Source organism: Rothia nasisuis, assembly GCF_928381405.1.
In the GTDB taxonomy this organism is placed as follows: domain Bacteria; phylum Actinomycetota; class Actinomycetes; order Actinomycetales; family Micrococcaceae; genus Rothia; species Rothia nasisuis.
In genome coordinates, this window is sequence record NZ_CAKMSB010000006.1 from 1 (window position 1) to 12,042 (window position 12,042).

13 protein-coding genes are annotated in these 12,042 nt (G+C 57.1%); all 13 read left to right on the forward strand.

All coding sequences use genetic code 11. The features are described from left to right. Positions 1 to 186, forward strand: a 186-nt coding sequence (locus L6966_RS06330) for an integrase core domain-containing protein (protein ID WP_237233098.1), incomplete at its 5' end; no start/stop codon positions are given. Positions 187 to 580: 394 nt separating this feature from the next. Beyond that, complete coding sequence (locus L6966_RS06335) at positions 581 to 1,006, forward strand: hypothetical protein (RefSeq protein WP_237225190.1); 426 nt, start codon at positions 581 to 583, stop codon at positions 1,004 to 1,006. 4 nt (positions 1,007 to 1,010) lie between these two features. Beyond that, complete coding sequence (locus tag L6966_RS06340) at positions 1,011 to 1,442, forward strand: hypothetical protein (protein WP_237233099.1); 432 nt, start codon at positions 1,011 to 1,013, stop codon at positions 1,440 to 1,442. 46 nt (positions 1,443 to 1,488) lie between these two features. Then, a complete protein-coding gene (locus L6966_RS06345; protein ID WP_237233100.1) occupies positions 1,489 to 1,875 on the forward strand; it encodes a hypothetical protein in 387 nt (128 codons plus the stop codon). Between the two features lie 124 nt (positions 1,876 to 1,999). Further along, entirely contained in the window at positions 2,000 to 2,815 is an 816-nt protein-coding gene (locus L6966_RS06350; protein ID WP_237233101.1) for a TrmH family RNA methyltransferase, read from the forward strand. 206 nt (positions 2,816 to 3,021) lie between these two features. Further along, on the forward strand, positions 3,022 to 4,137 hold the full coding sequence (locus L6966_RS06355) for a histidine phosphatase family protein (RefSeq protein WP_237233102.1): 1,116 nt from the start codon (positions 3,022 to 3,024) through the stop codon (positions 4,135 to 4,137). Next, a complete protein-coding gene (locus L6966_RS06360) occupies positions 4,137 to 4,565 on the forward strand; it encodes a VanZ family protein (RefSeq protein ID WP_237233103.1) in 429 nt (142 codons plus the stop codon). The genes L6966_RS06355 and L6966_RS06360 overlap by 1 nt, the downstream gene beginning before the upstream one ends. A gap of 115 nt (positions 4,566 to 4,680) precedes the next feature. Next, entirely contained in the window at positions 4,681 to 5,472 is a 792-nt protein-coding gene (locus tag L6966_RS06365) for a DeoR/GlpR family DNA-binding transcription regulator (protein ID WP_083092067.1), read from the forward strand. Next, complete coding sequence (locus tag L6966_RS06370) at positions 5,469 to 6,431, forward strand: 1-phosphofructokinase family hexose kinase (protein WP_083092066.1); 963 nt, start codon at positions 5,469 to 5,471, stop codon at positions 6,429 to 6,431. Before L6966_RS06365 ends, L6966_RS06370 begins: the two co-directional genes overlap by 4 nt. Before the next feature lie 49 nt (positions 6,432 to 6,480). Next, a complete protein-coding gene (locus tag L6966_RS06375; protein WP_237225186.1) occupies positions 6,481 to 8,499 on the forward strand; it encodes a PTS fructose transporter subunit IIABC in 2,019 nt (672 codons plus the stop codon). A 27-nt stretch (positions 8,500 to 8,526) separates the two neighbouring features. After that, positions 8,527 to 10,224 (forward strand): phosphoenolpyruvate--protein phosphotransferase, encoded by a 1,698-nt coding sequence (gene ptsP / locus L6966_RS06380; protein ID WP_237225185.1) that lies wholly within the window; start codon positions 8,527 to 8,529, stop codon positions 10,222 to 10,224. Between the two features lie 123 nt (positions 10,225 to 10,347). Continuing rightward, positions 10,348 to 10,626, forward strand: a complete 279-nt coding sequence (locus tag L6966_RS06385) for an HPr family phosphocarrier protein (RefSeq protein ID WP_068169273.1) — start codon at positions 10,348 to 10,350, stop codon at positions 10,624 to 10,626. Between the two features lie 233 nt (positions 10,627 to 10,859). Next, complete coding sequence (locus tag L6966_RS06390; RefSeq protein ID WP_237225184.1) at positions 10,860 to 11,768, forward strand: DUF3800 domain-containing protein; 909 nt, start codon at positions 10,860 to 10,862, stop codon at positions 11,766 to 11,768. Positions 11,769 to 12,042: the final 274 nt, after the last annotated feature.

The following is a 12,042-nucleotide window of genomic DNA, read 5'->3' on the forward strand; positions in this document are numbered from 1 at the left end:
CTGGCTGAATCGGTGAACGGGGCTTACAAGGCTGAAATGGTGCGGGACCGGCTTTTTAGGTCGGTTGGGCAGCTGGAAGCTGAGACGGCTGGCTGGGTGTGTTGGTGGAATGAGCGGCGGTTGCATGCGTCTCTTGGTTATCGGACGCCGGATGAGGTGGTGGATGCTGCTGTGAGTCTCGTATGATGGTCGGAACTAAAGCCAGTACATATCAATGTGGCGAGTAATAATTTGGCGTATGGTTTGGGTGATTTTGAGGAGCATACAGTGGGTGGTTATGCTCGGGCGACGGTGTCTGGTGTGGGGGTTGGTGTGGTGTCGCCGAGGGTGACGCCGTTGAGGCAGAACTACGTATCGGGGTCTACTGTGGAAAATATAGCTGGTTTCGGGCTTGATAGAATTGGTGACTATGCTCTAGGCGTCGCCAATTATGTCGTTACTCCCCAGGAGAATTCCTTGAATATCACAGATGCCGGGAAAGAGGGCCTTAAGAGCATGCTCAGTGGTGGCTCAAGTGGAGTTTCTTCTTCATCTGCGGACGCAATTCGTCCCGCTACACCGCTACGTAATGAGTAGAATAATGAATATATTTTATAGTGATGAATTAAATAAAAAAGGAAATAAAAAGCCCAGGAAATGGTTGAGTTTCTGCCTGCTGACTATTGTTTCCCTCAGCGTTTTATCTATGATTGGCATTCCTTTGTACAATGAATATAGTCAAAAGAATCCTATTGATAAACAGTGCACAATTATCTCTGCTGAAGTTTTCAATAAACGTAGTGGTACCGGTGGTTTATCAACTTCCAGTACTGAGTTGAAGATTCGTACGGAGGAGTGTGGGACTGTCTATGTTTCTAAGGTTTTGTCTCCTTCTCCTGCCGGGTCTTGGGAGGAGATGGCTGCTGAGTTGGATGGGTATCGGGGTCAGCAGGTGGTGCTGGTGTTCCCTCCTTTTCAGTTGCCGGCTGAGGGGGATTATGTGTTGGGGTATGGGTATCGCTTGTAAGGGTGTGCCTGCGGTGTCGAATGCTTTGGTGCCGAAGCCTGTTTCGAAGTATGTCGATCAAAAGTTGACGAACTTTGGTTGGGATGCTGCTGAGGGTGTCTTGGCTAAGGGGCGTTCTATGGTTTCTGATGGTATTGGTGATTTTGTCAATGGTGTGGCGTCGTATTCGGGTGCTCCGATGACGTATTCGCCGCAGTATGAGTCCTATCGGGATGAGGATTATAAGGGTCCAGGGTGGAATGCTGGTAAAGCTTTTGAGGGTGGCCTTAAGCAGGCTGTTTCTGGTGGTGTGGCGTCGAGTGGGCCGGTGCGGTCTGTGGGTTCGGTATCTTTTGATCCTTCTGCCGGTGAGGGTTTGTTGTCGGCGGCTTCTCATGTGGGTGCGGGTTCTGGTGCGGTGTTGGTTGATGAATTGACGGAGGTGCCTGGTGAGTAAAGGTTCTAAGGGGTCTAAGCCTAAGAAGCCTAATGGGTGGAAGTATATGACGCCTTGGGAGCGGGTTCGTAATCTTGTGGGGTTGTCGATTTTCCTTGTTCCTACGGTGTATGGAACTGCTTGGGTACTGTTATCTACACAAGTTAACAGGGCTTTTCATCACACCGAGCAATGCACCATCACAGCAATTGCAGGACAACGTAGCGGGGCTAGGTCGTATAGTTCTTCATCTGATATTTATCTTCAGAGTCCTGATTGTTCTGATTTGGTTTTTAAGGGAAAACAGTATGGTTTGGCTGATAGTGAGGTGGTGGATCGTATTGGTGGTTTGATGGATGAAAATCCAAGGATGGTGGTGGATGTGGGGGTGTGGCAGTTGCCTTTTAGTCCTACGGTGATTGTGGGTGTTGAGGGTTTGGATTTGAGCAAGTAGCTGGTGCTATTAGGCAGATGAAGTGCCCCAAAAAAGTAGACCACCACAGGCCGAATCCAGTACACATCAGTCGCTACTCCTAGAGAAATGTGGGCCAGGGATCAAGCCTTGCTATACTTGGTGCATGCTGAGCCCAGACTTCATCTCCGAACGCTCCGACCCGGCAGTCCAACGGATTGTAGATCTCATCAAACCTGCACGTGGAAAATTGCGTACAGTTCTGATTGAAGATTTTGAGCCCCTCATGCAGAGTCTTGCTGCAGGAGTGGAGTTTGTGGAAATCTACGGGTTAGAAAATGCGACCCTGCCGCACGAGCTTCTAACTAAAGCAGCCGAACACAACATTCCGGTGAGAGTGATCGCAACTTCTTTAGCGGGGCAGATTTTCAAAATTGAGAAAAAACCCAAGCTCTTTGGGGTAGCACGCGTTCCCCGACCTTCACGTTTTACAGACTTAGAAAAAGCATCCGGTGACATCATACTTCTCGACGGTGTCAAAATTGTTGGCAATATCGGGGCCATAGTCCGAACCTCATTCGCACTCGGTGCCGCCGGAATAGTCCTCGTTAACAGCGATCTTGCAAGTGTCGCAGACCGTAGACTTATCCGTGCAAGTCGTGGCTACGTCTTCTCCCTGCCCGTCGTGCTCGCTACCCGAGAAGAAACCCTGAAACACTTTTCAAAGAACAGTAGCAGGCTAGTTTCTTTCGACCTTGAGGGATCAGTTAGCATTGAGCAGCTCGGTCACATCAAAGAACGACTAGTTCTTGTTTTTGGTAGCGAGAAAATTGGCGCCTCTGAGGCCATAGGCGCTATTTCTCAGGATAAGGTAACTATTCCAATGAACCCAAGAGCTGAATCATTGAACGTTTCCGTATCTGCGGGGATAGCCTTGCACTCCAGGGCAGATTTCAATCTCGCCTCAACCGCTCCCAACTAATCAAGGCCAAAAATAACTAACTATCTCGGGGAAACATTAGTGCCAGCATCTCCGTGTAGTTACTTTAGACATACGTGAGGGCTCAATTCTGTGTAAAAATTACCCTATTTTTTACACAGAATTGAGCCCTCTCGCTTTGATGCGTGAGCCCCTGAACACACCGACCAGAACACCCCACCCACCACAACAGTGCGATAATAGAGACCATGCCTAGCGTACTCATCAGACACGGACAGACCGACTGGAACCTCGTACACAAACTTCAAGGATCCAGCGATATCCCCCTCAATGACACCGGCCGCGACCAGGCCCGCGTAGCCGCCACCAACGTCCTCGAATACGCCCGCACCCTCCAGGCCACCAACCCCAACTTCACCTGGGACGGAATAGTCACCTCACCCCTCTCACGCGCGCGAGAGACCGGCCATATCATCGCCAAGGAGCTCAACCTACCCACCCTCGGCACCTACGAGGGTCTGGCAGAACGCTCCTTCTACGGGCTAGAAGGCACACCCAACAACCCTGCCCTCTGGGAAACCATCGAAAACGAAACCGCAGACATCGAACCGCTAGCCAGCTTTCTAGCCCGCGTTGAAGAAGCCCTCGACCGAATCGAAGCCGACCACGCCGGAAAGAACCTGATTATCGTTGCCCACGGCATGCTCATCTCCCGCCTGCTCACCGAGCGCACCAGCCACAAAGTCCCCGTACCTGCCAACGGCACCGTAGTAGAGCTAGCCCCCGCCCACAGGGCAGCCTCCATCATGCTCATCCGTCACGGCCAAACCGACTGGAACAAGAACCACCTCATGCAGGGCTCCAGCGACATCCCCCTCAACGAGACAGGCCGCGCCCAGGCCCACCAGACCGCTGACTCCCTCAAGGCCCGCGGTCTCGAGTTTGACGTCATTGTCTCCTCCCCGCTCTCCCGCGCCAAAGAAACCGCAGACATCATCGGTGCAGCCTTCGGCCTCACCGTTGGTGCAACCTACGAGGGCCTCATCGAACGCGGCTACGGTGAGGCTGAGGGTCTCGATATCTCAGCTGAGGCCCGTAAGGAACCCGACGCCTTCTACTCCGGTGTAGAAAGCGAGCGCTCTGTCTACGTGCGCGGCATTAGGGTGCTCCGCCAGATTGCCCGCGATTACCCCGGGCAACGCGTCATCGCTGTTTCGCACGGCTCCCTCATACGCCGCACCCTCTCAGCCACCCATGGCCGTGAATTCGGCACTATCGCCAACGCCGAACCCTTCGAGGTCAATCTGCCAGGCTTGGCCCACTGGGCCGAAGCCACCGAACCCCTGCTAGTCGGCAAACCCTAGTGGGCAGGGCTACCCTGGGGGTCATCACGGTTCTCTACCTACTAGCTGTGGCCTTCATAGTGTTCTGGCCAAGCCACGTGGACGCTGGCGCCAGCGGCCAAACCCTCACTCGGATCTTGGCTGCCGGGCACAGGGACGGCTGGCTACCGGCCTGGTTTGGCTACGCCCAGGTCGAGTGGCTCTCCAACATCGCCATGTTCATCCCCGGCGGCCTGCTCTTCACCCTGCTCCTCCGCCCCGTCCACCTCTGGCTGATTCCGGCAGGCGGGCTGGTTGCCACCTGTGCTATTGAAGCCACCCAGCACTTCATGCCTGAGCGAACTAGCTCGCTGGCAGACGTCCTTGCTAACTTTCTAGGGTGTGTTATCGGTTGGGTTTTTGCGCTGGCCCTGCTCAAAACTGCCCTAAAACCCAAAAATTCCCGCTGAAATACCCCGTAATTATAGGGGTTTGCATTGACGTGCCCACAGAAACCCACATAAAATCAACTGTAGACTAGGGTTCTGTAATCCCATCCCCCAGACGTTATAAGGTGATAGACACATGTTCGCTGAAGAACGACGTGCTGAAATAGCTAAACTCGTGGCTTCCGCGCGCCGTGTTAACGGTGCCGACCTCGCCCGGCGCTACGAAGTCACGATGGAAACCGTCCGCCGTGACCTCGCCGCACTCGAAGCCGACGGTAAGCTACGCCGAGTACACGGCGGCGCCGTAACCGTAGAGCAATCCACCTCGATTGAATCCTCCATCGCCCTGCGCCAGAATATGAACACCCCCGAAAAGCAGAGAATCGCCCTGCGAGCCTACGAGCTACTCCGTGATTCAGACGCCGGAGCGGTAGTTCTCGACGCGGGCACCACCATCGAGATCCTGGCCGACCGTATCGCCGCCGCCGACTTCTCCCTCAAATCAGGGGCAGACCGCCTCATCATCACCCACGCCCTGCACATCGCCGTCAAGCTAGCCGAGGCAGACGGTATCACCATCGATATGGTAGGCGGCCAGTTGCGCAAAATGACCTGGGCAGCCGTGGGTACCCGGGCAGCTGCTCACTTCGAAACCATCCGGCCCGACATCGCCTTCATCGGCGTCAACGGGCTTGATGCCGAATTCGGGCTCTCCACCCCCGGCCTGAACGAAGCAATTGTCAAGACCGCCATCGTCAAGTCAGCCCGCCGTGTGGTGCTCCTATGCGACTCCGCCAAATTCGGCCAAGAATCCCTGGTGCGCTTTGCCGGGCTCGAAGACGTCGACACCCTCATCACCGACAAGGCACCCGAAGGTGACCTTGCCGCAGCGCTCGAAGAATCCAATGTAGAGGTGCTCATCGCATGATTGTTACCCTAACCGCCAACCCCAGTATGGACCGCACCGTGGAACTTGCCCACGAAATCAAACGCGGTGCTGTGCAACGCGCTGTCGCCGCAGCCTCCGACCCAGGAGGTAAAGGCGTCAACATAGCCCGCGCCCTCTCGGTCTCAGGCTTTGAAACCATCGCCGTGCTACCCGGAGACTCCGAAGACCCCGTGCTCTCCAGCCTCAAAGACGCCTCCGTGCCTTTCGTCAACATGCCCATTGGCACGCCAATCCGCTCCAACATCACCATCGTTGAACCCGACGGCACCACCACCAAAATCAACGCCCCCGGAAAGCCCCTCAACGACGTAGCCCAACAGCAGCTCACCCGTCTGATGATCAAAGAGACCATCGACGCCTCCTGGCTGGTCCTGGCGGGCTCCCTGCCCGCAGGCGTACCCACCGACTACTACGCGGTCGTCGGGCGTTCCCTCCGTGAGTCCCTGGGGGAGAAGGCCCCCCGTATCGCTGTAGACACCTCAGGCGCAGCCCTGCGCGACGCCCTCGTCGGGCTGGACGGCATGCCCAACCTCATCAAACCTAACTCCGAAGAACTGGCCGAACTGGTCGGCAAAATCGAGATGACGGACGAGCTCGAAGCCAGCCCCGAACTCACCGCCCGCACCGCCCAAGAACTGGTTGACCGCGGCGTTGAAATGGTACTCGCTACCCTCGGCGGCGGTGGAGCTGTTCTCGTGACCGCCGAAGGCGCCTGGCACGCTGTACACGCCCCCATCAAGGTACGCTCCACCGTCGGCGCAGGCGACTGCTCCCTGGCCGGTTTTCTGATCGCACACGAACAGGGCAAGACCCTGCCTGAATGTCTCATCCAGGCGGTTGCCCACGGCTCCGCCGCCGCCGCCCTGCCCGGTACCCAGGTGCCCACCCTCGAATCCACCACGCCCAGCGCAGTGACCCTGCGCCAGCTGGCCCTCTGAACCATCGAAAGCCACACCCACCTAACACAACCACCCCGAGGAGGAGCACATGTCTGCTCTTATCACCGCAGATCTCATCAGCCTCGATGAGAACCTCGGCAGCTCCCGCTTCGACGTGATTCGTCGCCTGGCAGAAGCTGTCGCAGAGACCGGCCGTGCAACCGACCTAGAGGCTCTCTACACGGCCGCCCGCGCCCGCGAAGAGAAAACTGACACCGGCATTCCTGGCGGCATCGCAATCCCGCACTGCCGCTCAGAGGCCGTCACAGAGCCCACCCTGGCTATGGCCCGCCCCAACCCCGCCGTTGATTTCGGCGCCAAGGACGGCCCCGCCGACCTCGTCTTCTTCATCGCGGCTCCCGCTGACGGCGACGAAGCTCACCTGAAGATTCTCTCCCAAATGGCCCGCTCCCTGATGAAGAAATCCTTCACCGCAGCCCTGCGCGAGGCAAAGACCGCTGACGAGGTTGTTGTTCTGGTGGAAGAAGCACTGGGCCTGCGCGAAAAGGCAGCTGAGGCACCCGCTCCCGCAGAAGCCGGGGCAACAGCGTCCGGCACGAGCGCAGCGGCTGCCGCAGGCACCACTGAGCCCGCCCGCCGCAAGAAAATTGTGGCTGTGACCAACTGCCCCACCGGCATCGCCCACACCTACATGGCAGCCGACGGCCTCAAATACGCCGCCGAAGAACTGGGCTACGACTTCAAGGTCGAGCCCCAGGGCTCCTCAGGCGGTGAAAAGCTGACCCAGGCCGAGATTGACGAAGCCGACGCCGTCGTCTTTGCTGTGGCCCTGCCCGTGCGCGGACGCGAACGCTTCGCCGGTAAGCCCTACATCGAGGCCCCCGTCAAACGCGGTATCGACGAACCCAAGGTGCTGATTGAAGAAGCGCTAGCCGAAGCTGAAAACCCCGCAGGCAAGCGCATCACCGCAGGTAGCGCAGCAGATGCCGCCGAGGCAACCGCAGACTCAGGCCCCTGGGGCACCCGCATCTACAAGGCCCTGATGACCGGCGTCTCCTACATGATTCCCTTCGTGGCAGCTGGCGGTATCATCCTGGCTATCGGCTTCATGCTCGAAGCCATCACCATGCCCAACCTGGGCGAGGTAGACCCCGAAGCCATCCTCGAAGGCGCCTCCCTCACCAACCTGAACGGCACCCCGCTCTCCCTCTACCTGGGTGCAGCCTTGCACACCATCGGCGGGTTTGGCCTCAGCGCTATGGTTCCGATTCTGGCCGCCTACATCGCCTACGGCCTGGCTCAGCGCCCCGGCATCGCCCCCGGCTTCATTGCCGGTTCGGTGGCCGTCCTCGTCGGCGGCGGCTTCCTCGGCGGCATCGTCGCTGGCCTGCTGGCCGGTCTGTGCGCCTACTGGCTCTCCCTGCTTAAGCTACCCCGTTGGCTTGCCTCCATGATGCCCGTGGTCATCACCCCCCTCATTGCCACCCTCTTTGCCGGTGGCCTCATCTTCTTCCTGCTTGGCACACCCCTGGCCTGGATTACCACCTCACTGACCGAGTGGCTGAACTCCATGACCGGTGCCTCAGCCGTCATTCTCGGCATCATACTGGGTGCCATGATGGGCTTTGATTTGGGCGGTCCCGTTAACAAGGCAGCCTACCTCTTCGCCACAGCCGGACTCTCCGCAGGCACCCTGGCCTCGCAGCAGGTCATGGCGGCCGTCATTATCTCCGGTATGGTGCCCCCGCTGGCTATGGCCCTAGCCACCGCCGTTCGCCCCAAGCTTTTTAGCACCCCTGAACGTGAAAACGGCAAGGCAGCCTGGCTTCTGGGTGCCTCCTTCATCTCTGAAGGCGCCATTCCCTTCGCCACCGCCGACCCGCTGCGCGTCATCCCCTCCTCCATGATCGGTGCCGCAATAGCGGGCGCGATCTCCATGGGCGCAGGCGTAGCCTCACCCGCACCCCACGGCGGTGTCTGGATCATCGCTCTGGTAGAAAACCCCATTATGTTTCTTATTGCGGCGATTGCTGGCACCGTGGCAGGCGCACTCGTGTATATTGTTCTCAAGTCACTCGCAGGTCAGAAGACCGACGTTGCGGCCTAACGACCTCAACTTTCGAAGGAAAACACTATGACTACCTACAAGGGTGTCGGCGTCTACGCCGGCCGCGTTATTGGCAAGGTTCTACAGATGCCCGAGCCCATCAAGGCTCCCTCATCTTCCCTGAAACTCTCAGATAGCGAGACCCCCGAGCAGGCCGCAGAACGTATCAAGGCAGCAGCCGAAACCGTCAAAAATGGTCTGCTTGAGCGTGCCGAAAACGCTGGCCGCGACGGCAAAGCCGTGCTCAAATCCACCTCACAGATGGCTACCGACCGGGCCCTTCTCAAGAGCGCTATCAAGATTGTGGAGAAGCAGGGCAAGGCTCCCGAACTTGCCGTCTGGGAGGCCGCATCTGCCTTCGCCGACCAGATGGCAGCCCTGGGCGGCTACATGGCCGAGCGCGTTACCGACATCCACGACGTCCGCGCCCGCATCGTCGCCGAGCTGACCGGCCAGCAGGCCCCCGGCATCCCCGTCTCCGATGAGCCTTTCATCCTGGCCGCAATTGACCTGGCACCGGCAGACACCGCCACCCTGGATCCCAAACAAGTCATCGCGCTCATCACCTCGGACGGCGGCCCCCAGGCCCACACCGCCATTCTCGCCCGCGGACTCGGCCTGCCCGCCATCGTCGCCGCCAAGGGAGTCACCGAGATTCCCAACGGCACAGAAATCTACGTTGACTCCAACCAGGGCACCGTAGACACCGAGGTCACAAACGAGCATCGCACCCTGGCCGAAAAATACGCCAACCGAAAGGAACTCCCCGCCTTCGACGGTACCGGAGTCATGGCAGACGGCACCCAGGTACCCCTCTACTCCAACGTCGGCGACGGTAAAAGCGCAGAGAAAGCAGCCGGCCTCAAGGCAGAAGGCGTTGGCCTGCTCCGCACCGAATTCGGCTTCCTGGGTCACGATACCGAGCCCTCGGTAGAAACCCAGACCACCACTTACAAGTCTGTCTTCGATGCCTTCCCCAGCAAGCACATCGTCGTCCGTACCCTCGATGCGGGCGCTGACAAGCCCCTGCCCTTCCTCAACGTCAAAGAAGAAGAGAACCCCGCTCTGGGTGTGCGCGGCTACCGCACTGACTGGACCGTGCCCGGTGTTCTCGAACGCCAGCTCGAAGCCATCAAGGCAGCAGCTGACGGCTCCGATGCCGACATCTGGGTCATGGCCCCCATGATCTCAACCACCAGCGAAGCCCGCCGCTTCAAAGAAATGGTGGACGAAGTGGGGCTCCACACTCGCGGCGTGATGGTAGAAACCCCCGCAGCAGCCGTCAACGCTGAAGCGATCCTCGGTGAAGTCGACTTTGTCTCCATCGGCACCAACGACCTGACCCAGTACACCATGGCAGCCGACCGCCTGCTCGGCGACCTGGCCCATCTCAACAACCCCTGGCAGCCCGCCGTGCTCAAGATGATTAAGCTGACCGTTGAGGGTGCCAAGCGAGCATCAGCCAAGGCCGGCGTCAAGAAGTACGTCTCCGTGTGTGGCGAGGCGGCAGCCGACCCTGCGCTGGCTGTCGTCCTGGTGGGCCTGGGTGTTGACACCCTCTCCATGAACGCAGGTGCCATGGCGGCAGTCTCAGCCGTGCTCAAGTCGGTCACCCCGCAGAAAGCACAGCAGATCGCCATTGACGCCCTCGACCAAATCTCATCAGCTGAAGCCAAGGAAGCAGCGCGTAAGCACCTGCCTATCCTTGACGAGCTCGGGCTCTAAACCACCGCCGTCCACTCCTTGATAAATCACGCTCAAATCGTGCGTTAACACGCGCGAAACATACGCGACTGATTTAGACTCAGTAGTGGACAGCAAATCCACCCCCTTTGTAAGGAGAACACCATGGCAGAACGTATTGCCACCATCGCAAGCCGTGTTGGCCTGCACGCCCGCCCCGCAGCGATTTTCGCTGAGGCAGCCGGCGACCTCCCAGTAGAAGTCACCATCGCAGCTGAAGGCGAGCCCGCAGATGAGGCAATGGACGCAGCGTCCATCCTTTCCCTGATGTCACTCGGTGCCAAGCACGGCGACAAAGTCGTTCTGCGCGCAGAGGGCGATGGCGCCGAAGAAGCACTCGACACCCTGGTCAAGATTCTCGAGACCGACCACGACGCCGAGTAGACTCTAAGGTCTTTAGAACACTCGGTTAGATAAGGCGCTTGTTCCCCTTAGCTTGGGGAGCAAGCGCCTTTATCTTGTTGCGCGTTGCTTCTTGTTCTAGGAATCGTTTAGAGGTAGGCTTTGATATGAAAGCTAGTGGTGAGGGAATTTCCCCAAAAGTCCTCAGAGCATCACCCCGCAAAGCCCACGCTTAGGTGTGGGCTTTTGCCGTGAGAAGGAAGGTAACAAGGACAATGCTCCTAGCGTATATCGATGAGATAGGTGAGCCGGGAGCCTTCATCGCACGCGACCATCCTAAATACAACACTTCTCCCGGTTTCGGATATGCAGGGTTTGTCATACCTGAAGAGCACGCTCGTGAGTTTGGGTCCATCTTCACCCAGCAGAAGCGGAATCGGTTTAAAGGGAAGGCTCAAGAACAAGATATTAAATATTTAGAAGTCAAGGGGTCTGAACTTTTCCGTGGAGATACTCCAAATTTACATCCTGAGCATCTTCGCTTTTTCTGTTCTCTAGTAAATGAGCTAAGGTCCTTCGGAGGGCATCTTTTCTATTACGTAGACGAAAAGGAGCTTGGAACACCCAAGCAAACTCAATTAGACGTCGAGAAGAGAGAGGCCGATGCTATGAAGGAAACCCTCAATCGTTTAGCTCGCCATGCAGAATCGAAAGAACAGAATCTCTTGGTCACTATCGACAGCATTAATGAGAAGCAACGTGCACAGCGTGTTGCTCGCATGTATCAGCATATCTTTTCTCGGTCTACTGAGTTTGAAGAGATGCTTAGACTGCTAGAGGCTCCCATGCACTTGGATAGTAAACTGTCGTCTAATATCCAGTTCGCAGATTGGGTTGCTGGGTACCTAACACGGGCTCTCGACCGTCAACTGATTGAAGACTCGAACTACATGTGGATAGGTAGGGACAAATCAGCTGGACGTTTGCAAGGTAGCTTTACTTATGAATCAAAGCTCCATTTTTTCAATCGCTCTGTCAAAGATATTCATCATTGGTATATTCTGGCTCAGGAAAGGCCTCTCTACCCTCCCATTCACGGGCAGAAGGTGGGAGATGCCCTGCACCAGCAAGAGGTTGCCAAGATTTTCGCAGCTAGTAGAAAAAAATACTTCTTCCATCTTTAAGAAGGATTATTCATAAGAGCAGGTGGAGTAGTTTCGCAGTGAGTCTGGTGAGCTTGCGAGATAGCTAGTGAACTAGAGGAGAAGATCAGTAGCGACTGTGAGCCTGTCATACCGTTTGAATCAGCCTCTTTAGTGTCTGAAGCAGGAGGTTTCTTTTAAATGTGGAGTATGAGTAGGAAAAGACAGCTCATCTCACGCTGTTAAAGGATGCGCGCCCCGCCCCACAGTCGATAGACTGGGAAGCTGAAACCTTTCCCGCGCCCACTCGCGCACC

Bases quoted from the DNA above. Each gene is read 5' to 3' on its own strand.
- L6966_RS06335 (WP_237225190.1), top strand. From the start codon at position 581: ATGAATATATTTTATAGTGATGAATTAAATAAAAAAGGAAATAAAAAG.
- L6966_RS06345 (WP_237233100.1), top strand. From the start codon at position 1,489: ATGACGCCTTGGGAGCGGGTTCGTAATCTTGTGGGGTTGTCGATTTTC.
- L6966_RS06350 (WP_237233101.1), top strand. From the start codon at position 2,000: ATGCTGAGCCCAGACTTCATCTCCGAACGCTCCGACCCGGCAGTCCAA.
- L6966_RS06355 (WP_237233102.1), top strand. From the start codon at position 3,022: ATGCCTAGCGTACTCATCAGACACGGACAGACCGACTGGAACCTCGTA.
- L6966_RS06365 (WP_083092067.1), top strand. From the start codon at position 4,681: ATGTTCGCTGAAGAACGACGTGCTGAAATAGCTAAACTCGTGGCTTCC.
- L6966_RS06370 (WP_083092066.1), top strand. From the start codon at position 5,469: ATGATTGTTACCCTAACCGCCAACCCCAGTATGGACCGCACCGTGGAA.
- L6966_RS06375 (WP_237225186.1), top strand. From the start codon at position 6,481: ATGTCTGCTCTTATCACCGCAGATCTCATCAGCCTCGATGAGAACCTC.
- ptsP (WP_237225185.1), top strand. From the start codon at position 8,527: ATGACTACCTACAAGGGTGTCGGCGTCTACGCCGGCCGCGTTATTGGC.
- L6966_RS06385 (WP_068169273.1), top strand. From the start codon at position 10,348: ATGGCAGAACGTATTGCCACCATCGCAAGCCGTGTTGGCCTGCACGCC.
- L6966_RS06390 (WP_237225184.1), top strand. From the start codon at position 10,860: ATGCTCCTAGCGTATATCGATGAGATAGGTGAGCCGGGAGCCTTCATC.